Source organism: Pectobacterium versatile, assembly GCF_020166435.1.
Taxonomy (GTDB): domain Bacteria; phylum Pseudomonadota; class Gammaproteobacteria; order Enterobacterales; family Enterobacteriaceae; genus Pectobacterium; species Pectobacterium versatile.
The window spans coordinates 77,334-102,305 of record NZ_JAINZP010000006.1 but is presented as its reverse complement, the minus strand read 5'-3'; the positions used below and the strand labels follow the sequence as shown (position 1 = coordinate 102,305).

Sequence of the window (24,972 nt, the reverse complement as noted above, 5' to 3'; positions counted from 1 at the left end):
ACCAATAAAAATAACGGGTTATTAGCTTGCTAATGAATAACGGCGACGTGTAAAAATAATGAATACTATGAAAGAGTTCTTGAACCACGCCCCCTAATTCAGCGTAGTCAAAGAACGGAGAAATATCAGAGAACTGATGAAATTTTTCCGTTTATATTTATATGAATAAGTGATGACACGGGATAATTAGCATCTTTTGTTTAAATATCGATTCGTCCGCTAGCAAAAAGCAGTACAATTTGGCGGATTGCGTATGATGAGATCCCGTCCATGGTTAGCCAGATTGATCTGATTCTTTCCCTTTTACAGCAGATGTGTGTGTATCTGGTTATCGCTTATTTGCTCAGTAAAACACCGCTTTTTATCCCGCTGATGCAGGTCACCATCCGCCTGCCGCACAAGCTGGTCTGCTATCTGGTTTTTTCCGTGTTTTGCATTATGGGAACCTATTTCGGCCTACATATAGACGATTCTATTGCCAATACCCGCGCGACGGGCGCCGTGCTCGGCGGCATGCTGGGCGGCCCTTCCGTCGGTTTTCTCGTCGGATTAACGGGCGGATTACACCGTTATTCGATGGGCGGAATGACCGCGCTGGCCTGTATGCTGTCGACGATTGCCGAAGGCTTGCTCGGCGGGCTGTTACACCGCTATCTGGCACGCCGCAACCGCATCGATCTGCTGTTCCAGCCCCTCGTCGTCGGCCTGACCGCGCTGGTTGCGGAGATACTGCAAATGGCGATTATCCTGCTGGTCGCCCGTCCGTTTGATAATGCCGTTGAACTGGTTCGAGATATCGCCTTACCGATGATGATCACCAACACCATCGGTGCCGCCATGTTCATGCGCATCCTGCTCGACAGACGCGCCATTTTTGAAAAATACACCTCCGCGTTTTCCGCCAAGGCATTGCAAATCGCCGCCCGCGCCGAAGGGGCGCTGCGTCAGGGATTCAACCCGCAAAACAGTATGCGCGTTGCCCGTATTTTGTATGAAGAGCTGGGCGTGGGTGCCGTGGCGATTACCGATCGCGACAAGCTGCTGGCCTTCATCGGGCTCGGCGACGATCACCATAACGTCGGCGCGCCTATCACGTCATCACATACCCGTCGGGCGATAGACAACAATCAGGTGGTGTACGCCGACGGCAACGAGGTGTCTTATACCTGTTCGGTTTCATCACACTGCAAACTCGGTTCCACGCTGGTGATCCCGCTGCGTGGCGAAGATCAGCGCGTTGTCGGCACGATCAAGCTTTATGAGCCCAAGAATAAGCTATTTTCCAGCATTAACCGTACGCTAGGGGAAGGGATTGCCCACCTGCTTTCCGCACAGATTCTGACGGGCCGCTTTGAACAGCAGAAACAGCTGCTGGCCCAGTCGGAAATCAAACTGCTGCACGCGCAGGTCAACCCACATTTTCTGTTTAACGCGCTCAATACGCTGTCCGCCGTAATACGACGCAACCCCGATCACGCTCGCCAGCTGGTGCTGTCTCTGTCGACGTTTTTCCGTAAAAACCTCAAGCGCAGCAACGATGAAGTGTCACTCAATGACGAGCTGGAGCACGTTAATGCCTATCTCGAAATCGAAAAAGCTCGCTTTGCCGATCACCTGACGGTAGAGATTTCGCTGCCGGAAACGCTGCGTGAGGCGCGATTACCCGCGTTTTCCCTGCAACCCATCGTCGAAAATGCGATTAAGCACGGTATCTCACAGATGATTGAAAGCGGACACATCCACATCAGCGGACGCCTGCACGCCAACACGCTGGAGCTGTCAGTGGAAGATAACGCCGGCACCTACCAGCCCCGCAGCGGTGGCGATGGGCTAGGCATGAATCTGGTCGACCGCCGTATCAAAGCACGCTACGGCAACCGCTATGGCATCACGGTGGTCAGCGAAGCGGATAAATTCACTCGGGTAGAAGTACGCGTCCCACTGATCTCACCGCGTCAGGCATTGGAAAAGCTGGATAGCGTGGCGTGACGCAGAGAGCGTCAGATATCGTAATAAGAAGAGTGTCAGGTCCGTCATCGAAAGATGACGCAACACCAACCGATGTTGCGCCAGAAAAAGCAGGAAGATTACAGCAGGATGCGCAGCATACGGCGCAGCGGTTCAGCGGCTCCCCACAGCAGCTGATCGCCGACCGTGAAGGCGGACAGGTATTCCGGCCCCATGTTCAGCTTACGCAGACGACCCACCGGCGTGGAAAGCGTGCCCGTTACCGCAGCAGGGGTCAGCTCACGCATAGTGATGTCACGATCGTTCGGCACCACTTTCACCCAGTCGTTGTGGGTTGCCAGCAGTTGTTCGATTTCCGGCAGCGCCACGTCTTTTTTCAGTTTGATGGTGAACGCCTGGCTGTGGCAGCGCAGTGCGCCGACACGGACGCAAAGACCGTCAACAGGAATGACGCTGCTGGTGCTCAGAATCTTGTTGGTTTCCGCCTGACCTTTCCACTCTTCACGGCTCTGGCCGTTATCCAGCTGTTTGTCGATCCACGGAATCAGGCTGCCCGCCAATGGCACACCGAAGTTATCGGTCGGCAGTGAGCCGCTACGGGTCAGCGCTGTCACTTTACGCTCAATATCTAGAATCGCAGAAGCCGGATCCTGTAGCTCTTTCGCCACTTCACCGTGTAACGAACCCATCTGGGCCAGCAGTTCACGCATGTGACGCGCACCGCCGCCAGAAGCCGCTTGATACGTCGCAGCAGAAACCCACTCCACCAGATTGTTAGCAAACAGGCCGCCCAATGACATCAGCATCAGGCTGACGGTACAGTTACCGCCTGCAAAGGTTTTGATGCCTTTATCCAGACCCTGTTGAATCACCCCGTGGTTCACCGGATCCAGAATAATAATCGCGTCGTCTTTCATACGCAGTGAGGATGCGGCGTCAATCCAGTAACCCTGCCAGCCACTTTCACGCAGCTTTGGGTAAACTTCATTGGTATAATCGCCGCCCTGACAGGTAATGATGATGTCCAGCGCGCGCAGGGCTTCGATATTATAAGCATCCTGCAACACGCCTTTATGACCGCCCAGCGCTGGAGCAGCGTCGCCGTGCTGAGAAGTCGAAAAGAATACCGGGTGAATCACATCAAAGTCGCGTTCTTCCACCATGCGCTGCATGAGAACCGAGCCGACCATACCGCGCCAGCCAATAAAACCAACATTTTTCATGGTAACTGTCCTGCTTTGGGGGTAACAAAAAGAATTCTGGCTAACGTCGATAGCGCTTAGTGATTGCTGGCTCGGTGATCTCCCGCAGAGGTCGCGCGCGCGTCGTGTCGTAAACCTGTAAATAATCGTGTCATTCAACCTTACAAAATGTACATAAAGTCGCAAGTGAATTTATTCGATAGTACGGCAATTTTCAGCAGTCATTCTAATATCATCAACCTGGCCCAGGATAACAATGTTGGTCAGCCCGTAAAGATGGCCCAGGTCAGGAAACAAGGTTTCGGGAGTAAAAAACCAAAATGACAGAAATGATCTCCGCAACAGTGCTGCTGTTGCTCATTATGGATCCACTCGGCAACCTGCCGATTTTCATGTCAGTCCTCAAACACCTCGACCCCAAACGCCGACGTGTGGTGCTGATCCGTGAAATGCTGATCGCACTCGGACTGATGCTGATTTTCCTGTTCGCCGGTGAACACATTCTGGCGTTCCTGAATCTGCGCACCGAAACCGTGTCGATTTCCGGCGGTATCGTGCTGTTCCTCATCGCGATTCGTATGATTTTCCCTTCGCAGGAAGGCAATAGCAGCGGTTTGCCAGCCGGAGAAGAACCGTTTCTGGTGCCAATGGCGATTCCGCTGGTCGCAGGGCCGTCGATTCTCGCGGCGCTAATGCTGCTTTCCCACCAGTATCCCAATCAGCTACCTCACCTGACGCTGGCGCTGTTTATCGCCTGGACGATCTCTTTCATCATCCTGCTGATGTCCAATGTGTTCTTGCGTTTGCTGGGTGAGAAAGGCGTGAGTGCGTTGGAGAAATTGATGGGGTTAATTCTGGTGATGCTATCGACGCAGATGTTCCTCGACGGCGTGCGTGCCTATATGAAGTTATAGCTACGCCGTTACCCCCTCTGTCTTAGTCACATTTTTTATGCCGACTAAGAGACGGTTTCGTGCGCGAGAACGCCGTAATTTCCATGCTACTCCGTAGCACGCGCCCGACGCAGGGCGCTCAATCGCCGCCGCCCTGCGAACCCAGGCTTCCGGCTAAATCATGCCGCTACGCGGTGCCATCGGCGTTCATGAGCACCCTTCGAGCCGCCAGTGAGGCGTTCCCGACGCCGCACTGGCTTTCGCGGCATCCATGCCGCTCACTCGGTGCTCATGATCACCGCTGCATAATTTTTACGCCGGATTAATGTCAAAACCTTCCCTTGTAAGGGGGGCTAAACACATCAAAGGAGAATACTCCCCACCAACGCTATCAGGAACGCGATGGTGCCGAGCAGCGTTTCCATCACTGTCCAGGTTTTCAGGGTCGTTTTCTCATCCATTTCGAGGAAACGGCCAACCAGCCAGAAGCCGGAGTCGTTCACATGCGACAGCACGGTCGCACCGCCCGCAATCGCCACCACGATAAAACAGAGATCGAACTGGCTAAGGCCAGGGGTCGCCGCTACCGCCGGAGCCATCAGCGCCGCCGTCGTCGTCAGTGCCACCGTCGCAGAACCCTGTGCCACGCGCAGTGCAGCAGACACCACAAACGCCGCCACAATCACCGGCATACCCGTATCCGCCAGCGCACCAGACAGCGCGTCACCAATACCGCTGGAACGCAGAACGCCACCGAACATCCCGCCCGCACCGGTTACCAGAATAATCGAACAGACTGGACCCAGCGCGCCTTCACAGATTTTCTCAAGGTGTCTACGGCTATGCTGGCCGCTAAACATAATCATGGCGAACAAGACCGTAATCAGCAGCGCAATCGGCGTTTTCCCCAGCATACGCAGGAACTGCACCAGACCGCTATCGCCGCTAATAACGCCCATGACCGTCAGCGTATTCAATCCCGTATCGAGGAAAATCAGGATCAGCGGCAGCAACAGTACCCACATCACCACGCTGAACGGAGGCGGCGTATGCTGCTCATCGGCCTTTACTTCGGTCAGGAAAGTTGACGGCAGTGGCAAATGGAATTTTTTACCTGCCCACAGGCCGAACAGATAACCACCAAAATACCAGGTGGGATAAGCAATCACGGCACCAACCAGTACCAGCAGGCCAATGTTGGCACCCAGCAGCTCACTGGCAGCAACCGGACCGGGATGCGGTGGCAGCAAGGCATGCATAACGGCAAACGCGCCCGCAGCAGGGAATGCATAAGTCAGCGTTGAGCCGCCAAAACGTTTCGCCACGCTGAAAATAATCGGCAACATCACGATCAGCCCGGCGTCGAAGAAGATCGGGAAGCCGAATAGCAGAGAAGCAAGACCCAGCGCGAAAGGCGCGCGTTTCTCACCAAATTTATTGATTAGCGTATCCGCCAGCACATTTGCGCCACCGGTCACTTCCAGCAGGCGACCAATCATTGCCCCCAGACCAACCAACAAAGCAACGGATGCCAACGTGCTACCGAAACCGCTGAGCAGTGTAGGTACGAGTTTCTCAAAAGGGGTTTTCGTCGCCAGCGCCGTGATCAAACTCACCAACGTCAACGCCAAAAACGCGTGGACGCGGAAGCGCATAATCAGTACCAGTAACAGTGCGACCGCACCTGCGGCGATGGTTAATAGCACACTGGCGCTATAGGCGGATGTTATTTCTGTCATCGTTAATAATCTCTTTAGGGCACCCGGTCTGGATTGGCTGATTGTTTGTGAGGTGTATCACATCATCATTTGATACCGGTAACATGATACGGGTAACATGTTAAAATCAGGAACTATCAAACACCATTTAATTTACATTTTGAGATAGAGATCAAATTATGTCAGGTCGAAGCATTATTCTGATGGGCGTATCAGGCAGTGGAAAATCCTCAGTTGGCGCTGAACTTGGCCGCGCCATTCAGGCAAAATTTATTGACGGCGACGATCTGCATCCGCGCGCAAATATCCAGAAAATGGCCAGCGGTACGCCGTTGAATGACGACGACCGTGCACCGTGGCTGGAGCGACTCAGCGATGTTGCCTACAGCCTGGCGCACAAAAACGAGACGGGCATCATTGTCTGTTCCGCGCTGAAAAAGCGTTACCGTGACCGCCTGCGCGAAGGGAACGAAAAGATGGTGTTTATCTATTTGAAAGGCAGCTTTGAGCTGGTTCTTGAGCGTCACAAAGCCAGAGCAGGCCACTTCATGCCGACAGATCTACTGAAAAGCCAGTTCGATGCGCTGGAAGAACCGGGCAGCGATGAGCCGGATGTTCTGAAGGTCGATATTGACGGCACCCGAGAGGAAGTCGTGCAGCGCTGCGTTGAAGCACTGCGTGCGGCAGGCTAACGCAGACGCTTAGAGGCTTTCACCGTCCAGCACGGTGAAACCGACATCGATCCTATCCTGTGCGACTGGCTCGCCCCGCAGACGAGCCAGCAGTTGTTCGGTGCCGACGCGCCCCATGTGTTCACGCGGCGTCAGTACGCTAGCCAGCTTCGGCACCATCGCCTGACCAATGTCGTGCCCGTGGAAACCCGCTACGCCAATGTCATCCGGCACACGCAGCTCCTGCCGCTGGCATTCGAACATCGCACCGACGGCTAAGTCGTCATTAGTGCAAAATACGCTATCGACCTGCGGGTATTCCGCCTGCGTCTGCCGCAGCAGTTCGCCACCAAGCGAATAGGAAGACGCCCGCTCGCTCATCACGCAATAGCTCTTGAGTCCGCTTTCCCACATCGCTTGCTCATAGCCTCGGCAACGCATAATCGTACGCTCATCCTGCCGTGCGCCTAGATAAACGATATGACGATGCCCCAGCACGACCATACGCAATGTCATCTGCCGCGCGGCTTCGACGTTATCAAAACCGACAGCCATATCCAGACAGGGTGAGACAGAATCCATCAACTCGACTACCGGAATGCCGGCAACGTCCAGCATCTGGCGCGTGCGCGGCGTGTGGGTACGTTCGGCGAGAATAAGCCCATCGATGTGATACGACAGCAGTGAGGTCAGACGCTGTTCTTCTCTGTCAGGATGATAGCCATAGTGCGCCAGCATAGTCTGGTAGCCGTGCGCTTCCGCCGTGCGTTCAATCCCGCGCAAGACTTCGGCGAAAACCTGATTGGTCAATGACGGCAGCAGCACGCCAATCGCCCGGCTGGTGGAGCTGGCGAGCATATTCGGCGCGAGATTGGGGATATAGCCCAGCTCATCCAATGCAATAGCGATCTTTTCCTGCAACGCGGCGGACACCTGAGCGGGATTACGCAAATAACGGCTTACCGTCATTTTGGTAATCCCAACGCGATCAGCAACGTCCTGGAGAACGGGTCTTTTTTTCTTCATCGTCGACTAAAATGCCTGAAAAACAGTAAGCTAAGTCTAACAAAAAAAGCATAAAGAAAGTAAAGGCAAAGGGGCAGAATCTGAATGATGACGTCAGGCAGTGACAAGTAAAAAGCCCGCGTCTTTTCCTACGCGGGCTTCTTCATTTTTCTCACTCGTCATTATACCGGCGGCAGATCAAACAGCAGGATTTCGCTGTCCTCGCTGGCGTGTACGGAGATCGCCGTTTCGTCCCAAATCGCGAAGGCATCACTGGTTTCTGCCTTCTGGCCGTTAATCTCTACCGTACCGCGCACCACCTGAACCCAGACACGACGGTCAGCCTGAATCTGATACACCGTTTGCTCCTGCGCTTTCAGCGCCCAACGCCACAGCGTCATGTCCTGAAAGACCTTCAGCGAGCCTTCACGCGCATCCGGAGACAGCACCAGTTGACGCCCTTGCAGCACATCAAAGCGCTTCTGCTCGTAGCGCGGCGTCAGACCGGTTTTTTCCGGGATAATCCAGATTTGATACAGGTGCAGTTGCTCGTCCTTGCTGGCATTGTATTCAGAATGACGAATACCCGTTCCCGCACTCATAATCTGGAATTCGCCCGCTGGCACCTGCTCTTTATTTCCCATGCTGTCCTGATGTTCAACCGCACCGGACAACACATAGGTCAGAATTTCCATATCTTTGTGCGGATGCGTACCAAAACCCTGACCGCCTTCGATATAGTCTTCATTAATGACACGCAGTGCCGAAAATCCCATGAAATCAGGATCGTAATAATCGGCGAATGAGAATGTGTGCCAGCTGTCGAGCCAGCCGTGATTCGCATGTCCGCGATCTTGCGCTTGACGTAAATAGATCATGTTATTTCCTCCCGCGTTTTTGATAAGGAAAGTGTAACGGGCGGTGGTAAATAAGATAGCGCAAAAAACTCATCGCTCTGTTCGAAAAATCAGAACGGGATAATGGCTGGAAAGGAATTGCAAAAAAAAAGCCAGCACCCGAGCTGGCTAAATAATACTGGAAGCAATGTGAGCAATGTCGTGCCTTCACAGGGAAGCCGGATCGTCGTGAACACCATCAATAACTAACACAGGCGCATGACATCGTTCCCCGGAACGCACAGCAATAATAATCATTATCATTCGCACTTGTAAAGTGCTTTTTGCGATAAATTCTTATTCTCAATACGGACTGCGGAACAGCCCGTTTTGCTCCCCTTCTGTTTGCTACTCTGGCTGCGCCAATGCCCTTGCCAGCAGGGTGATCGGGTGTTCACACTTTTTGCTAGTCGACATCTCAATCTGCCATTTACAGGTTTCGCAGTCCGTCACCACGATATCGACCCCGCTCTCTTCAATCTGCTGAAACAGCGGAGCACCAATACCTTGCGACGTGGCGTAATTCTCTTTCTTGAAGCCGTAGGTACCCGCAATGCCGCAGCATTGGGAATCCAACATCACCAGCTCAAGACCGGGGATGCGTTGCAGCAGCGCCAGGGTATACGCCGTCCAGCCCATTCGTTCCAGATGGCAAGGCGTGTGATACGCCACCCGCAGCGGCAATTTACCCAGCGGCAGCGTTCGCCCTTCTTCTTCCAGCAGACGGTAGAGCTGACGTGTCACCAGTTCGACGCCATCGCGCACGTGGCCGTTATCCACGCCCAGCAGATGTGGATACTCGTCCCGCAGCGTGAACGTACAGCTGGATGACGTCGCGACCACTGGCAGGGATTTCTGATTAATCGCCTCATCCAGCGAGTTGATATTCGCGTGCGCCTGCTTTCTGGCCTTGTCGTGAAAACCATTGGCGATCAGCGGCACGCCGCAGCACTTCTCTTTATTCAGCAACTGGACGCCAATACCCATCGCGTTAAAGACCTGAACCAGATCTTTACCTAGCTGTGGATGGTTGTAGTTCACATAGCAGCCGTGGAAGTAAGCGATCTGCTCATCATAGGCCTGCTGTTTTGCCGCCTGTTGGCGATACCAGCGCCGGAAGGTGCCGAACGAGTATTTCGGCAACTGGCGACGGTGGTCGATTTTCAACGCCTTATCCAGCAGTTGGCGTACCGGTTTCAGGCTAGTCGCCGTATTCACCAGAGGCGCAAACGGTGTAGCAATTGACCCCATGAAGTCGGTATGACTCAGAATCGCATCACGCAATGTCGGCTTGTGACTGCTGTGCGTGGCTTTCGCACGCTGAATAATGTCGCCAATTTTGACATCCGACGGACATGCGACTTCACAGCGTTTGCAGTTGGTGCAGTATTTCAGCGCATCATCATACAGCGCCGGATCTTTACGCCGCAGGCGTTCGCCGTCCGGGCCAGCCTGTTTCGGACCGGGATAAAGCGGATTCACGCGCGACACCGGACAGTACGTGGTACAGACCGTACACTTGATGCAATCTTCAAAACTGTTATCGCTAAGCAGGCTCATGGATTGCCCTCCTTCAAAATCTGTTCGGCAACATGAAGTGCGCTGAGCAAGGAAACCCCCGCTCCACACCCCTGCACAATGGGGTCAAAGCCTTCCAGCACCGCACCAATCGCGTACAGATTATTGACCGTTTCACCCTCAATGCGCGGATGCAGATGTTCATCGACAATCGCACCAAATTGCAGATAAGGCTGCGGCGCAAATACATCCTGCTGGCTCCAGCCCTCGCGCTGGTCAGCAAACCGAACGTCCAGCCCAAAGACCGGTTCGGTCACTCGATCGAACTGCGTCACCAGCCCGTTACTAAAGAAGCTACCGCTCGCCAGCACCGCATGCTTCGCCCGCAGCGGAATATCACGGTGGTGGTGGCTATGGATCGCAATCTCCTGCGGCGACAGCGAGGCACGCACCGCGCGATCGCCCGGCATCACCATGCCACCCAGTTGGCGAAAGCGCTGCGACAGCGCCTGATGCAGGCGTAAGCCGAGTACTGATGGCGGTAATGTCGGTAGCAGCAGTACCGGTTTCCCTAACGCACCAGCGAGTTCATTGATGATTTCAGGGCTGTCCAATCCCAGACAGGCAGGCATGATGATGGCATCGTTACCGTTAGCCAGAAGCGACAGCTCTTCCACCAGCGCCGAGCGGTTTTCCGGCCGATCCAGCACGCGGGCGATATTTACCGCGCGGAATTCGCTGGGGTTCTGGCGTAGCCGATCCAGTACGGGCAGCTTGAGTTCATCACTGCGTGCCGCAATACCCTGCGCCTGAAGCGTGCCGGCCACAATACGGGACTGAAAATCCAGAAAGCCTTCGATACCCGCAATCAGCGGATTGTCGCCAAAGTGGGCATCCGGCAGACCACGCGTGACGCCATCGACTGGGCTCAGCCAGCATGAACGAAACTTACCTAGCGGCGTCATGCGCCAGTGGTTCTGCTGATAATGGCCTTGCAGGGTGATATTGCTGCGTTCCAGCAGCGCCTCAACTTGTGGCAACAGGGCCGCCACTGCCGTCGCGCCCATACGGGAATAAGGATGATGAGGAGCCTGACGCGCCAACTCATCCAGCGCATCGAGCGGCTGGCTAACGGGCTGTCCGTCAGGAAGATGGGAAAGTAAATCCAGCGCACCGGAAGAAAAATGCAGCGCATTCTGCCCAGCGCTGACAATCGCACAGCGCTTTCCCTGCTCCGCTAAGCGAATGCCGCAGGTCAATCCCGCCAGTCCGCCACCGATAATCACAACGTCATAGCGCATGACGATCCTCCTGACTGTCGCTGGCCGTCAGGCCGCACAATCCCTGATAAATCCAACTGGTAAACTCGCTTTCGCGCAGCGCATTGCCCCACGCAATCGGGCGAATCCCTTTCCAGCGTTCGTTCAAAAACTGACTGAGCTGCGTGAGCGACTGCTCCGGCGTCGCGGTACCCAGACGGCACAGCAGACCCGCCGCACGACAGGCGCACAGCTCCCCCTGACAGGTGCCCATACCCACACGGGTGCGCCGACGTAAATCAATCAGGTTATTCACCTGCAACGACTCCACGGCGTAGCGCACTTCCCCCGCCGTCACGGCCTCACATTCGCATACCAGGCTGCGATCCAGACGCTCACCGGACAGCATTCGTCCTGCTCGTTCACCGTGACGATAAATCGCCGAACCGCGCAGCGGCGCAGATAACGGTTTTGCCACAGGATAAGCAGATAGGGCGTGAGGGGCAGATTTCACTTCCTCCAGCGATTCAGAACCGGGCAGCGGCGTCTGTGCCGTCGAGCAGGCCACGTCATGACCCAGCTTTTTGCAGATAGCGTCAGTCACCCATTCCGCCATCAGGCGGTAGGTCATCAGCTTGCCGCCGGTGATGGTAATAAATCCTTCCAGCCCGTCGCGAATGGCATGGTCGAGCAGCACAATGCCACGGCTCACGCTACGTCCGCTGGGGTCACTATCGCTGGCAACCAACGGTCGGACGCCCGCATAGGCGCGTAGAATGCGCGTATTCGCCAACGTCGGCGCCAGCATCGAGCCTTCCCGCATCAGCGTTTCCACCTCGGCAGGCGTCACCAGCATATTGTCGATTTGATCGTAATCGATGTGGGTTGAGGTGGTGCCAATCAGCGAAATGGTATCGCCCGGCACCAGAATGTCTGCATCCGCCGGCTTACGGCAGCGGTTGATCACCATGTTATTGATGCGGTGTCCAAGAATCAGCAGCGCGCCTTTTGCCGGGAACATGCGCACGCGCAGATCGGCATATTCCGCAATGTGTTGCCCCCAAATACCGCCCGCGTTGACCACCACCTGTGCATAGATTTCTGTTTCTACACCTTTTTTATGGTCGAAAACGCGCACGCCGGTAATACGGTCGCCCTGACGAATCAGCCCGATGACCTCATGATAGGTCAGCACTTCCGCGCCGTGCTCGCAGGCATCAATCATGTTGGCCGCCGTCAGGCGAAAGGGATCGACAGAGCCATCCGGCACACGCACCGCGCCAATCAGGGTCGGGTTTGCCGCCGGTTCCAGCCGTAGCGCTTCCTGCGGATCCAACGCCTGAGCGCGAATCCCTGCCTGCTCGCAGGCGGTAATAAACTGCGCCTGCCAGCCGAGATCGTCTTCGGGCAAGGTGATAAACAGGCCGTCGGTAGGCTCAATACAGTGGCGAGCAATCCGCCGGAGAATCTGGTTTTCTTCAATACATTCGCGGGCAGACTCGCCATCGGTTACCGCATAGCGGGCGCCGCTGTGTAATAAGCCGTGATTACGCCCGGTCGCTCCGGTCGCAATGTCATAACGTTCAAGCAGCAGGCAGCGCAGTCCGCGCAGGGCACAGTCTCGTGCCGTACCCGCCCCCGTCGCACCACCGCCGATGACAACCACGTCAGTTTCACGCCAGTTCCCCGTATTTCGCATCATATTCTCGCTCCAGGCGGATGGTATCCCCGTCATACTTCAAGCGGCTTGTGCGTTGGCCGCCTTCACGCCGCCGAATTATTTAGGGCATGTATGTTGCTATTGGGACACAGAAAGAAGGGTTAATGTTTGATAAAGAGCAAAAACGAATACAAAACGAAAACAAATAAGGATTTAAAAACAGTAAATGTGATTTGGATCACTAAAACCACACGGTGTAATTTTCCTATTCTGTTAACATGAGCGCAAAAATCGTCACAGTTTCATAAAAATGTAACATTAGCGTCATGAATCACACTCATTTGCACGCTATCCCCTTACAATAACGTTCGTAATAGAACAAAAAAGCTATCGTTTTTTTTCGCATTGGAGATATCTATGCTGAGTATTTTTAGGCCCGCAGCCCACCAGCCGCGCGTGTCGCAAGAACACGTTGATCCGCTCTATCGCCGCCTGCGCTGGCAGATTTTCATGGGGATCTTTTTTGGCTACGCCGCCTACTATCTGGTGCGTAAAAACTTCGCACTCGCCATGCCTTATCTGATTGAACAGGGCTTCTCACGCGGCGATCTTGGCTTTGCGCTGTCCGGCATTTCCATCGCCTACGGCTTTTCCAAATTCATCATGGGGTCCATATCTGACCGCTCTAACCCGCGCGTGTTTCTGCCTGCGGGTCTGATTCTGTCAGGTGCGGTCATGCTGTTCATGGGCTTCGTGCCGTGGGCAACGTCCAGCATTGCGATTATGTTCGTCCTGCTGTTCCTGTGCGGATGGTTCCAGGGTATGGGTTGGCCGCCGTGCGGACGTACGATGGTTCACTGGTGGTCGCAGAAAGAACGTGGTGGCATCGTGTCCGTATGGAACTGTGCTCACAACGTCGGCGGTGGTATTCCTCCTCTGCTGTTCCTGCTGGGTATGGCCTGGTTCAACGACTGGAAAGCAGCACTCTATATGCCGGCCTTCGGCGCCATTCTGATTGCCCTGATCGCTTTTGCACTGATGCGTGACACGCCGCAATCCTGTGGTCTGCCACCGATTGAAGAGTACAAAAACGATTATCCGGTTGATTACAATGAAAAAGCGGAAGAAGAACTGACGGCTAAGCAGATCTTCATGCAGTACGTTTTCCCCAACAAACTGCTGTGGTACATCGCGATCGCCAACGTCTTCGTTTACCTGCTGCGTTACGGTATCCTCGACTGGTCACCGACCTACCTGAAGGAAGTTAAACACTTCGCACTGGATAAGTCTTCCTGGGCCTATTTCTTCTACGAATATGCAGGTATTCCGGGCACGCTACTGTGCGGCTGGATGTCCGACAAGGTCTTCAAAGGTAACCGTGGTGCAACAGGCGTGTTCTTCATGACGCTGGTGACAATAGCAACTATCGTTTATTGGATGAACCCAGCCGGTAACCCGGGTGTGGACATGGCCTGTATGATCGTCATCGGCTTCCTGATTTACGGCCCGGTCATGCTGATTGGTCTGCATGCACTGGAACTGGCGCCGAAAAAAGCAGCGGGTACCGCAGCTGGCTTCACCGGCCTGTTCGGCTACCTCGGCGGTTCTGTTGCCGCTAGCGCCATCGTCGGCTACACCGTTGACTTCTTTGGTTGGGACGGCGGCTTCATGGTCATGATCGGCGGCAGCATTCTGGCTGTACTTCTGCTGGTTGTTGTTATGCTGAATGAGAAAAAGCATAAAGCAGAGTTAGCCAATCGCGCCTAACCCGCTCTTGTAAGCATCCCTCTGGCGGCGTCCTGATGACGCCGCCTTTCTCTCAACAGAACGCATGAACGTTACCGTAATATCCCTACTCTCCGCCCTCGCGCTCTCCGTTTCCTTTAGTGCTTCCGCTTCATCAACCGACAAAATCGTTATTGCCTGAGAAAGAGGGACATAGCTTTAATTCAACAAAGCCTGCTTTTCTCTGAGTCAGGGTTATGGATAAAACTCAGATTAATGAAATAAAAATAGGTTCTCTATTTAAATAGAGACGTGAGATCCCACTTGCTACCGCGGCTGAGATGAGTGTGACCACTTAACTAAAAAGCGTTGTAACTTAGGTCACACCCAAAAGAGGAAAGGATAATTATTTTTTAGTTAATACTATATTTTCGAAAGAAAAAACCTGACTCACACCATCAGGTTTTGTATAAGATCGAGAACCACTCATTAATAAATCGCCATTGTTCTTAATAGAACCTGCCCAGCAATCAAAGAGAACAAAACGCCTATCTTGGGGTCTCGACAATCCGATGAAACCCATACCAGCAAAATTCGTATTCTTTGTGAAATTATACCTAGCAGGCTCTTCATCTCCAATGATATATTGGATTTCACCTTCCGGTGTGTCCTTAACTGTAAACGTTCCTTTGAATTGGCCAATGCTTGAAGTAGTCTCCGTTATTTTCAGATTGTATAGACCATCTTTATCTATATAATTACCAATAGGATTAACAGCATAATTATTATCAACAGACATAAAAATCACCTCTATATTTTAAAAATTAATATTAATGAATGAATATATTCATTTCCAGAGATCTACGTGATGGAAAATAGGTTGAAACACCACAATATATATATTGTGATTTAATAAAATTATATTTCATATTTTCATTAAATCAAATTTAACGTCTTAAAAACAAGCATGCCAAATGACCGATGATCTATTGATTAACCGAACACCAAACCACCACCGTTCTTAAACAAAGGCCTGCGAACCAAGGTCTTGAGGGTCGTGTACTAAATCTTTAAAACTAGCGATCAAGCGTCAGCTTGTCAGCTATCTGACAGCATAATTTGGCATGAAATTATATCAGGCGGATGTTGACGGCCTGTTCACCGACTTTCCCGACAAAGCGGTCGATTTCCTGAAAAAAACCGTGCTGAAGCGCTAATACTGGTCGCTTAAGCATGGATTTAGAGGGAAACACGATGATGAGGCTCCCGCAGGGATGCCTCGCACCGTGGTCGCCCTCGGTATCTCGATCCTTAAACAATCGCTGAGGCTCAGCTTTCCCATCGGGCACGATGTGCCCGATGATGCGTTGACTCGATAACACATCGATTATTTCAGAAACAGTTCACGCAGGTAATTCGGCACGGCGCTGTCCGCGTTAGAGCCAATCACTTCGCGATCTGGCAGCATATCTTTCAGGCGCTGATGCGCGTTCTGCATCACGCAGCCTTTTCCGGCCATCGACAGCATTTCGTAGTCGTTCATGCCATCACCAAATGCCACGCACTCTTTGAGCGAGAAGCCGATAATCTTCGCCACCTGCTCCAACGCATGGCCTTTAGACACGCCGCCCGCCATCACTTCCAGACAGGTAAGCGTCGAAAAGCTCACGTTGACGCGGTCACCCCAGCGCGCGTTGATCGCTTCTTCCAGCGGCAACAGTTGTTCATGGGAATCGCAGGTAAAGAACACCTTGCTGACACCATCGGTCTCAAGCAGTGCAGGCTCAAACAGCTTGTATTTAAAGATCGACTCTTTGAAGAAACGCTCTTCTTCCGCACGGGGACGGTTCATAAACCATTCGTCATCACGGTAAACGTGCGTCAGCATGTCGGGGTTATTGTGTACGACGCTGTAAAGGTCGCGGGCAATGTCCTGATCCAGATTGTGGCTGAAAATCAGCTCGCCCTGCGAGTTGTGCACGCGTGCACCATTCGAGGTAATCATAAACGCGCTGATACCAAGGTTATCGCGGATCTGCGCGACATCCATGTGATGCCGTCCGGTAGCGAACACAAAGTGAATCCCTTTTTCCGTCAGCAGCCTGAGGGTTTCTTTGGCATACGGGGACAGCGAATGGTCAGGTGACAGCAGTGTGCCATCTAAATCGGAAGCAACGATATGGTACATAGCGATGAGATCTCACTTCTGGTGTGTTGTGGCGGCACGCGCCGCAAAAAAATTAACGAGGTTGCTGGTAGCGTCCGTTGAACGACCTGCCAACAGTCTAAAATTAATGATAACGCGCAAAGTGTGCCAGAATCAGCGCAAATGCCTGAGCGCGGAGGTTATCCGTTTCAAAGAGAATTTCATGCCGCGCACCGTGGATAACCTGCAAAACATCGTTCAAATTGGCGTGACCGCTCTGCACCAGTGCCTGACAAAATGCATTCTGGCTACGATTATCCACCACGCGTTCTTCTTCTGCCTGTAGCAGCAGAAGCGGCGTGATGACGGCGCTGGCCTGAGCCAGTAGCTGTTTCCTCGACAGTATCGCCTCTCGCACCCAATGATAGGTGGGGCCGCCGATGCGTAAATCCGGTGAATCCGCATAAAAGCGAATGCCGCGCTGGTAGCGTTCACGGCTGTGCGTCAGCACATTCATCCGGTAAGGCAAAGGACGCCATTGCCCAGTGCCGATGGCGTAGTAATCGCGTATCGCCGGGCGACGCTCCGCCCAATCGACGATCCAACCAGCAACGCAGTGAGGAAGCGGCAAACGAATACCAAACATCGGCGCACACAGCGCCACGGCATCAAACGTTTCAGGTTGGCGAATCAAAAGCTGCGCCAGAATCGCGCCCCCCATTGAATGCGCTAAGGCAAACCGGCGGGTATAGTGTTTCGGGCCAATATGCTGCTGACACAGCGTTTCGGCATCATCGACATAGTCACTAAAGCGCAGCACGTGTCCACGGTGGCCGTCTTGCAATACTCGCCCCGACCGCCCTTGCCCACGGTGATCCATGATGAGCACATCATAGCCGCTATGAAAGAGGTCGTAAGCCACTTCGCTATATTTGACATAGCTTTCGATACGACCTGAAAAGACAACGACAATTTTGTCGTGCTGCGGCGCGGTAAAGCGAACAAACCGGATCGGCACATCGTCTACGCCAGAGAATTCGCCCTCTTCGCGCTGACGCCAGAAATCCAGTAATTCTCCGGTAGCAAAAGCGGCAAACTGCGCTTCTCGCGTTAACAAGTTCGAGGTTAACCCTTCAGGCGTTAACCGTTCCGACGTAAACAACGTATTGTGGCGTTGAATCATCACACCTCTCCGGTGACGCGGGAAAACAAAGCTAGCGGAAGAACATGACAAGCAGTGGAGCACAAGCGTATTGTGACATAAAAAACAGACAGACTCTCGTAATACAGAACGCGATTCAGGGGCATGCTTCATGACATTGGACTGGTGGTTAACCTACTTACTCACAACGCTTATTCTCAGCCTGTCGCCCGGCTCTGGTGCCATCAACACCATGAGCACCGGAATTAGCCACGGCTATCGCGGCGCGGCGGCTTCAATCTGTGGTTTACAGGTCGGGCTGGCGATTCATATCGTGCTGGTCGGCATAGGGTTAGGCGCGTTGCTTAACCAGTCTGTACTGGCTTTCGATGTACTGAAATGGCTGGGCGCGGCGTATCTGATTTGGCTGGGGATTCAGCAGTGGCGCGCCGCAGGCGCACTTGACCTTCAGGCGATCGCCAGCGCCATGCCGCGTCGTAGGCTCTTTAAACGTGCGGTGCTGGTAAATCTGACCAACCCGAAAAGCATCGTATTTCTGGCGGCGCTGTTCCCACAGTTCATTATTCCCCACCAGCCGCAGGCCGCACAGTATCTGGTGTTGGGCGTCACCACCATTGTGGTCGATATTATCGTGATGATTGGTTACGCCACGCTGGCCGCGCGTATCGCCGGATGGCTGAAAGGACCACGGCAGATGAAGACGCTCAACCGGATATTTGGATCGCTGTTCGTGCTGGTCGGCGCGTTACTCGCCACGGCGAGAAAGGCCTGATTAAGGCAGTGCGCCGTATCGGCTAGCGGCGCACGCCTATCTATCATTCAGAGGGAAAGGTTAGCGAGAGAAAATCAGGTGCAGGCCGAAACCGGTAAACAGCACGCCCGCCACGCCATCCACCCATTTCGCCAGACGCTGATAGCCACGACGCATTGCCGGTAGGGCAAAAACCATCGCGACCAGACTGAACCAGATCAGCGTTTCAATCGAGATCAACGCGAACAACCCCCAACGCGCACCGCTGCCGACACTGTCGCCAACAAACAGCGAGAACACGCTGCCGAAATAGATCAGCGCCTTCGGGTTAGCCAGATTCGTCAACAACCCACGCATGAAGGTTTTACCGCGCTGAGGCAGTACCACCGCCGTTTCCTGCGTGGTTTCTAACTGTGCTTTATTTCGCGCGGAGCACAGCATCTGCCAGCCCATCCAGCACAGGTACAGCCCGCCGCCGACGGTAACTGCCGTATGCAGCCAGGCCATTTTTTGCAACAGCAGATGCAGCCCGAGCAACGCGATAGCCGCCCAAACCATAACACCCAGAGAAATACCTAACACGCCCATCATCGCTTCACGGCGGGAACGGCTGGCCGCTGTTTGTGAAACGAAAAAGAAATCTGGCCCTGGGCTCATCAGCGCAATGAAATGCACCAGCGCCACTGTCATAAATAGCATCAGCATGTTGGTTTTCCTGTTTTTTAAGTGCAGTCAGACAAGACGAGCATCACTCATCATCATTATTATCGACATGATCGCGAATCATGTTCATGAAAGGCGCACCGAAACGTTCGAGTTTACGGTGTCCAACCCCGTTGATATTCAGCAGTTCACCCGCGGTGATCGGCATCATTTCGGCCATCTCCAGCAGCGTGGCATCGCTGAACACCACGTAAGGCGGAATATTGTCTTCATCCGCGATAGATTTACGCAGTTTGCGCAATTTGGCGAACAGCTTGCGGTCGTAATTTCCACCGTACGATTTTTGATTGGCGCGTGGTTTCAGGTTAATCACACGCGGCACGGCCAGCTGTAGCGGCATTTCTCCCCGCAATACCGGACGCGCAGATTCGGTAAGCTGTACCGCAGAATGCATTGTGATGTTCTGGTTCAGCAAGCCCAGATGAATCAGCTGGCGCAGCACGCTAACCCAATGCTCCTGCGATTTCTCTTTACCAATACCGTAAACCGGCAGTTTGTCATGGCCGAAGTCACGGATACGCTGGTTATTCGCCCCGCGCAGCACCTCAACGATATACCCTAAACCAAAGCGCTGCCCAACGCGGTATACGCAGGAGAGCGCCTTTTGCGCTTCTACCAGACCGTCATAGCGCTTCGGCGGATCGAGACAAATATCGCAGTTGCCGCAGGCCTCTTGGCGTCCTTCACCGAAATAGTTCAGCAGCACCAGACGGCGGCAGGTTTGCGCTTCGGCAAATGCGCCCATCGCATTGAGCTTATGACGCTCGATATCCAACTGCGGCCCAGCCGGTTTTTCTTCCAGACAGCGGCGCAGCCACGCCATATCCGCCGGGTCGTAGAACAGCGCAGCTTCGGCGGCGAGGCCGTCACGCCCAGCACGCCCCGTTTCCTGATAGTAGGATTCGATGTTGCGCGGAATATCAAAGTGCACCACAAACCGCACGTTAGGCTTGTTGATGCCCATACCAAAGGCAACGGTCGCTACCACCACCTGAAGATCGTCACGCAGGAACGCTTCCTGCACCTGTGCACGTCGTTCGTTATCCAATCCAGCGTGATAAGCCCCTGCGCTCAGCCCACGGGCCTGCAAGCGTGCGCTAATGTCCTCCACGCGGGAACGGCTATTGCAGTAGATGATGCCACTTTTTCCACGCTGCGCCTGCACGAACATCCAGAGCTGGTCGAGCGGCTTGAACTTCTCCACCAGCGTGTAACGAATATTCGGGCGGTCAAAGCTGCTGATCTGAATCAGCGGCGACTGGAGATCCAACAGGCGAACGATATCGTTCCGCGTGGCCTCGTCGGCGGTAGCGGTCAACGCAATAAAAGGAAGATGAGGGAAGCGCTGTTTAATCTGTCCCAGAGCCCGGTATTCAGGGCGGAAATCGTGTCCCCACTGGGAAATGCAATGCGCTTCATCCACCGCGATCAGGGAAATCTGCCAATGGGCAAGATGATCGAGGAAGCTGTCCGTCGTCAGACGTTCCGGCGCAATATAAAGCAGCTTGATATGACCGGTACGGCAACCTGCCATCACCTCAAGCTGCTGCTCGCGCGTCTGCGTCGAATTAAGGCAAGCGGCAGAGACGCCGTAGGCCTGAAGCTGATCAACCTGATCTTTCATCAGTGAAATCAACGGGGACACTACCAGCGTCAGCCCGTCCATCACCAATGCGGGGATTTGGTAGCACAGCGATTTACCGCCGCCGGTCGGCATGATAACCAGACAATCCTGCCCACTGAGCGTCGCGCTGATAATCTCCTGCTGACCCGGTCGGAATTGCTGGTAGCCGAACGTGTCCCGCAGAACCTGAACCGCCAGCGCTTCCTTATTCAATACTTCCGCCGTAGACACGCCTTCCCCAATTCAATGAAATCAAACAGGCGCTATTTTCAGCGCCGTCGGGTAAAACTGCAATCGTTAGTTTGGTAAAACGACAAGGGTTAAAACGACAATCGTTAAAACACCAGTCTCTGAAACACGATCGTTAGAACATGTCGTTCAGCGTCACGCCAACGCCAAAGCGGGTCTGACGGTGGTTGTAATCAATCAGGGATTCGCCATAACCGCTAAACACCTTGGTGTAGAAACGGACATGACGCGTCAGCGGGTAACTCCAGCCCAGCTCACCGCCGCCGTAGCCGCTGTTCCAGTTATAACGCCCTTCTGCGCTAAGCACGCTGTCGCCCCACACATAACCGACGCGTAAGCGGTAATGACCCATGTATTTGGTGATATCTGGATTGTCATCCTGGCTGTCGGAGAAACGCACCCACGGCTTCACATCAACCTGCCAGTTGCCGTTCTGCGCCATCAGGCGGACATAAGCGCGGTTCCAGCTACGCGACGTCGGGTCAGAGCGGCCATTAGACTGGTGATTAAAGCCCGTTTCCACATCCCGCAGCGTCCAGCCTGCTAATGTGTAGTTCGTTGCCCAGCCCAAAAAGACCTGTGGCTCATAGTTGGTTTCACGGAACGGAGAAGACTCGCTCTTATTAGACAACTGCCACCACGAGCGCTGCGTATAGGAAGCACCTAGCAACGAGTTATCACCCAGAATGCCACGCCAGATCGGGAATCCCAGACTCAACTGGTAATGCACTTCATCTTTACGTGCTTCATCGCCCCAGTTATAGCTCTGTATCGCCGTTTTATTGATGTTGCTGGTATAGGTATACAGTATGTAGTTGCTCTCGTAAGGATAGAGGACAAACGGGGTGTTGTGCTCTTCTAACAAGCTGGCAATAATGCTGCCACGCACCGCAGGTTGATTTGGCGCAGGTGCGTTTGTTGTGTCTTCGGCATGAGCCTGTGCTGTCAGTAATACTGCCAGTACGAATCCGATTTTATGCATTCATTTTCTCCGACATGTTTTTCTCCAGCATGCTTTTACCCAAATAAAATCTTTTATCTAAATAAACTCATTTATCTAAATAGTGATAAGCCTTCCCCACTCAAGCCCGCCATTCTACACAGTTCAGCGACGTTTGAATTATCGTTCTCCCGTTTCTCTGCCTTTTCTGGAAAGAAACAAAATCAACGCACGAAACAAACATTCACATAACCTTGCCGCATCAAATAAACTACATTTAACAAGTCTCTCTCACCCAAACAGGAAACCACTATGGCTGACATTCCATCGTTTCACGGAACCACACTAACCAGAGAGACCGTGCGCCAGCTCGTTGGGGAGATTTTCATTTACAAGATGCCCTTCAACATCGAACTGGGCCTTGAGTTACAGCAGTTTGAAGCCGACAAAGCCGTCTTGACGTTCGCCCGGCAAGAGAAGCTCATCGGCAATGCGGCACAAAAAATTCTGCATGGCGGCGTGATTGCCGCTGGGCTGGACGTTGCTGCCGGACTGGTCTGTGTCGGCAATACGCTGCTGCGCCATGAGACGATCAGCGAGCAGGAATTTCATCACCGACTCGCACGCATGGGAACCATTGATATGCGGGTGGATTATCTACGTCCGGGCTATGGGGAACACTTCACTATTACCAGCACGTTGCTCCGCGGTGGTAATAAAATCGCCGTTGCGCGCGCCGAATTGCATAACGAACAGGGTTCACATCTCGCCAGCGCCACCGCAACCTATATTGTCGGGTAACCTTTACGTTAGAAAAAATTGTCATTAACACTTTACGTGAAAGCGCTCACCGTTTTGGGTAGACTTAGCGTTTTCCCGCCTTCCTTATCGAGTCACCCATGAACGCGCAACAAACCCGTGAGGGGATCTTTTTCGCCCTCGCCGCGTATTTCATTTGGGGAATTGCTCCCGTTTACTTCAAGCTGCTTGAGCACGTTCCGCCCAATGAAATACTGACGCACCGTATTATCTGGTCATTCTTCTTTATGCTGATCCTGCTGACCGTCGGTCGGAAATGGCGTCAGGTGAGCCTTGCCTGCCGCAACGTCAAGCATCTGTTTCTGTTGGCATTAACGGCGGTGCTTATCGGCGGGAACTGGCTATTGTATATCTGGGCGGTCAACAACCATCACATGCTGGAAGCCAGTCTGGGATATTTTATCAACCCGCTGGTCAACGTCATGCTGGGCATGATCTTTCTGGGCGAACGCTTCCGCCGTCTGCAATGGCTGGCTGTGCTGCTCGCCGTGACTGGCGTACTGGTTCAGCTGTGGACGTTTGGCTCGCTGCCCGTTATCGCGCTCGGACTGGCATTCAGCTTCGCATTATACGGCCTGCTGCGTAAGAAGATTGGTATCGACGGGCAAACCGGCATGCTGATCGAAACGCTGTGGCTGCTGCCAGTCGCGGTCATTTATCTGTTTTTTATTGCCGACACGCCAAGCAGCCACCTGACAGCCAACCCTTGGTCGCTGAACCTGCTGCTGATCTCGGCGGGCATCGTCACCACCGTGCCGTTGCTGTTTTTCACCTCAGCGGCGATGCGCCTGCGCCTGTCAACGCTCGGCTTCTTCCAGTACCTCGGCCCTACCATCATGTTCATGCTGGCAGTGGTGTTCTACGGTGAAACGTTTAGCAGCGACAAACTGATTACTTTCGCCTTCATCTGGGGTGCGCTGGCGCTGTTTATTCTGGATGCGCTTTATACGCAACGTAAGCTACGGCGCACGCCAGCTACAACGTCCCAGCCTCAACACGACGGGAAATAAAGCGCGATAAGATCGGGCTGAACAACAGCGTCGAAAACAGCCGCAGCGTCTGCATGGCGATGACAAATGCCATATCGACCCGACTGCCTGCGGCAATAATCGCAATCGAATCCAGCCCGCCGGGGCTGGTCGCCAGAAAGGCGGTCAGCATATCCACCGGCATCATTTTCGTCACCATCCACGCCATTCCGCCGCACAGCAGCATCAATCCGACTATCGATGCCATCATGTGCGGCAGCGTGCGTATCGCCAGCAAAAAGATGGGGCGAGTGAAGCATAACCCTACGCTCCAGCCGATAAAGGCATAGGCCAACGCCAGCAGCCATTCCGGAGTTTGCAGTTGCAAGGTGCCACTGGCATGCAGCATCGAACCGATAATCATCGGCCCCAGCAGCGCACCGGATGGAATGCGCAAACGTCTTCCCAGCCAGGCGCTACCAAACGCCACGCCGAGCGTTGCCAGAAAGCGCCAGTCCAGTGCGGGAAACCAGACCAGCATCGCGCTGTTTTCCGCCGCCTCGTCACCCAAACTCAGCCGCGCCACAAACGCGGCTGAAGCAGTGACCATCAGCACACGTAAATATTGCATGAAGGCAACCAGCCGCACATCCGCACCGAATTCTCCGGCCATCGCGACCATCGCAGACGCACCGCCCGGCGATGCTCCCCAGGTGCCGGTCGTGCCGGGCAGTTCGCTAAATTTGACCAGTAACCAGCCAGATAATCCGCTGGCAGCCAGCGTCGCGAGCAGAATGAACAGCACCAGCGGCCATTCGCTCATCAGCGGTTTCAGGATGGAAAATGACAGACTTTGTGCGACCAGACAGCCCAGAACGGCATTGCTGCCCGCAAAGCAGACGGGCGGGATGCGAATCGTCGCACCGTTTAACCCCATGACGACGCCGACCATCATCGGCCCCAGCAACAGGGCAGCGGGAACGTGGTAAACCTGTAACCCAAAACCCAGAATTAATGAGACCGACAGCAGGATTCCCCATTGCACCCACGGTGACATCCCTTTCATGCACACGAC

General features: G+C 53.8%; 21 protein-coding genes. 7 read left to right on the top strand and 14 right to left on the bottom strand.

The window, feature by feature from the left end; genetic code table 11:
- The first annotated feature begins 270 nt into the window (after positions 1-270).
- Entirely contained in the window at positions 271-1,989 is a 1,719-nt protein-coding gene (locus K7X24_RS09560; protein WP_039508614.1) for a sensor histidine kinase, read from the top strand.
- A 98-nt stretch (positions 1,990-2,087) separates the two neighbouring features.
- On the opposite strand, the gene asd is transcribed toward K7X24_RS09560, so the two are convergent.
- Positions 2,088-3,191: an aspartate-semialdehyde dehydrogenase gene (asd, locus tag K7X24_RS09555; protein WP_039474155.1), complete on the bottom strand. Its 1,104-nt coding sequence runs from the start codon at positions 3,189-3,191 to the stop codon at positions 2,088-2,090.
- A gap of 299 nt (positions 3,192-3,490) precedes the next feature.
- Here asd and K7X24_RS09550 point away from each other — a divergent pair, with 299 nt between their 5' ends.
- Positions 3,491-4,084 carry a YhgN family NAAT transporter gene (locus K7X24_RS09550; RefSeq protein ID WP_010299467.1) on the top strand — a complete coding sequence of 198 codons (594 nt, stop codon included), beginning with the start codon at positions 3,491-3,493 and terminating at the stop codon, positions 4,082-4,084.
- 341 nt (positions 4,085-4,425) lie between these two features.
- Here the strand turns inward: K7X24_RS09550 and K7X24_RS09545 are convergent, their stop codons facing one another.
- On the bottom strand, positions 4,426-5,802 hold the full coding sequence (locus tag K7X24_RS09545) for a GntP family permease (protein ID WP_103862684.1): 1,377 nt from the start codon (positions 5,800-5,802) through the stop codon (positions 4,426-4,428).
- A gap of 158 nt (positions 5,803-5,960) precedes the next feature.
- On the opposite strand from K7X24_RS09545, the gene K7X24_RS09540 reads away from it, so the two are divergent.
- Positions 5,961-6,473, top strand: coding sequence for a gluconokinase (locus K7X24_RS09540; RefSeq protein WP_015842039.1), 513 nt, complete (start codon positions 5,961-5,963; stop codon positions 6,471-6,473).
- Positions 6,474-6,482: 9 nt separating this feature from the next.
- On the opposite strand, the gene gntR is transcribed toward K7X24_RS09540, so the two are convergent.
- The 5 genes from gntR to glpA all read right to left on the bottom strand — a co-directional run bounded on the left by gntR (position 6,483) and on the right by glpA (position 12,832).
- Positions 6,483-7,478 (bottom strand): gluconate operon transcriptional repressor GntR, encoded by a 996-nt coding sequence (gntR, locus tag K7X24_RS09535; RefSeq protein WP_224554529.1) that lies wholly within the window; start codon positions 7,476-7,478, stop codon positions 6,483-6,485.
- Positions 7,479-7,639: 161 nt separating this feature from the next.
- Positions 7,640-8,335, bottom strand: coding sequence for a pirin family protein (locus K7X24_RS09530; RefSeq protein WP_103862685.1), 696 nt, complete (start codon positions 8,333-8,335; stop codon positions 7,640-7,642).
- A gap of 366 nt (positions 8,336-8,701) precedes the next feature.
- Positions 8,702-9,913 (bottom strand): anaerobic glycerol-3-phosphate dehydrogenase subunit GlpC, encoded by a 1,212-nt coding sequence (glpC, locus tag K7X24_RS09525; protein ID WP_039541729.1) that lies wholly within the window; start codon positions 9,911-9,913, stop codon positions 8,702-8,704.
- The gene (gene glpB, locus K7X24_RS09520) at positions 9,910-11,172 is read right to left on the bottom strand and encodes a glycerol-3-phosphate dehydrogenase subunit GlpB (protein WP_130622583.1); all 1,263 of its coding nucleotides are present in this window, start codon (positions 11,170-11,172) and stop codon (positions 9,910-9,912) included. The genes glpC and glpB overlap by 4 nt, the downstream gene beginning before the upstream one ends.
- Entirely contained in the window at positions 11,162-12,832 is a 1,671-nt protein-coding gene (gene glpA, locus K7X24_RS09515; RefSeq protein WP_411961341.1) for an anaerobic glycerol-3-phosphate dehydrogenase subunit A, read from the bottom strand. The genes glpB and glpA overlap by 11 nt, the downstream gene beginning before the upstream one ends.
- Positions 12,833-13,207: 375 nt before the next feature.
- Here glpA and glpT point away from each other — a divergent pair, with 375 nt between their 5' ends.
- Positions 13,208-14,557 carry a glycerol-3-phosphate transporter gene (glpT, locus tag K7X24_RS09510; RefSeq protein ID WP_224554527.1) on the top strand — a complete coding sequence of 450 codons (1,350 nt, stop codon included), beginning with the start codon at positions 13,208-13,210 and terminating at the stop codon, positions 14,555-14,557.
- A 364-nt stretch (positions 14,558-14,921) separates the two neighbouring features.
- On the opposite strand, the gene K7X24_RS09505 is transcribed toward glpT, so the two are convergent.
- From K7X24_RS09505 to pldB, 3 genes are all read right to left on the bottom strand, one after another.
- Positions 14,922-15,314 carry a hypothetical protein gene (locus tag K7X24_RS09505; protein ID WP_224554525.1) on the bottom strand — a complete coding sequence of 131 codons (393 nt, stop codon included), beginning with the start codon at positions 15,312-15,314 and terminating at the stop codon, positions 14,922-14,924.
- 588 nt (positions 15,315-15,902) lie between these two features.
- Positions 15,903-16,703, bottom strand: a complete 801-nt coding sequence (gene yigL, locus K7X24_RS09500; RefSeq protein WP_224554523.1) for a sugar/pyridoxal phosphate phosphatase YigL — start codon at positions 16,701-16,703, stop codon at positions 15,903-15,905.
- 103 nt (positions 16,704-16,806) lie between these two features.
- Entirely contained in the window at positions 16,807-17,844 is a 1,038-nt protein-coding gene (gene pldB, locus K7X24_RS09495) for a lysophospholipase L2 (RefSeq protein ID WP_224554521.1), read from the bottom strand.
- A 130-nt stretch (positions 17,845-17,974) separates the two neighbouring features.
- Between pldB and rhtB the strand changes: the two genes are divergently transcribed.
- The gene (gene rhtB / locus K7X24_RS09490) at positions 17,975-18,595 is read left to right on the top strand and encodes a homoserine/homoserine lactone efflux protein (RefSeq protein ID WP_224554519.1); all 621 of its coding nucleotides are present in this window, start codon (positions 17,975-17,977) and stop codon (positions 18,593-18,595) included.
- 60 nt (positions 18,596-18,655) lie between these two features.
- Here the strand turns inward: rhtB and rhtC are convergent, their stop codons facing one another.
- The 3 genes from rhtC to pldA all read right to left on the bottom strand — a co-directional run bounded on the left by rhtC (position 18,656) and on the right by pldA (position 22,152).
- Positions 18,656-19,279 carry a threonine export protein RhtC gene (gene rhtC / locus K7X24_RS09485; protein ID WP_039486730.1) on the bottom strand — a complete coding sequence of 208 codons (624 nt, stop codon included), beginning with the start codon at positions 19,277-19,279 and terminating at the stop codon, positions 18,656-18,658.
- 43 nt (positions 19,280-19,322) lie between these two features.
- Complete coding sequence (gene recQ, locus K7X24_RS09480; protein ID WP_103942894.1) at positions 19,323-21,152, bottom strand: ATP-dependent DNA helicase RecQ; 1,830 nt, start codon at positions 21,150-21,152, stop codon at positions 19,323-19,325.
- Between the two features lie 133 nt (positions 21,153-21,285).
- Entirely contained in the window at positions 21,286-22,152 is an 867-nt protein-coding gene (gene pldA / locus K7X24_RS09475) for a phospholipase A (RefSeq protein WP_103862694.1), read from the bottom strand.
- Between the two features lie 270 nt (positions 22,153-22,422).
- On the opposite strand from pldA, the gene K7X24_RS09470 reads away from it, so the two are divergent.
- Together K7X24_RS09470 and rarD are read left to right on the top strand one after the other, a co-directional pair.
- Positions 22,423-22,911 (top strand): thioesterase family protein, encoded by a 489-nt coding sequence (locus K7X24_RS09470; RefSeq protein WP_224554517.1) that lies wholly within the window; start codon positions 22,423-22,425, stop codon positions 22,909-22,911.
- Between the two features lie 98 nt (positions 22,912-23,009).
- Positions 23,010-23,939: an EamA family transporter RarD gene (rarD, locus tag K7X24_RS09465; RefSeq protein ID WP_224554515.1), complete on the top strand. Its 930-nt coding sequence runs from the start codon at positions 23,010-23,012 to the stop codon at positions 23,937-23,939.
- On the opposite strand, the gene K7X24_RS09460 is transcribed toward rarD, so the two are convergent.
- On the bottom strand, positions 23,905-24,963 hold the full coding sequence (locus tag K7X24_RS09460) for an AbrB family transcriptional regulator (RefSeq protein ID WP_010294539.1): 1,059 nt from the start codon (positions 24,961-24,963) through the stop codon (positions 23,905-23,907). The two genes, rarD and K7X24_RS09460, sit on opposite strands and share 35 nt — an antisense overlap.
- Positions 24,964-24,972 lie beyond the last annotated feature (9 nt).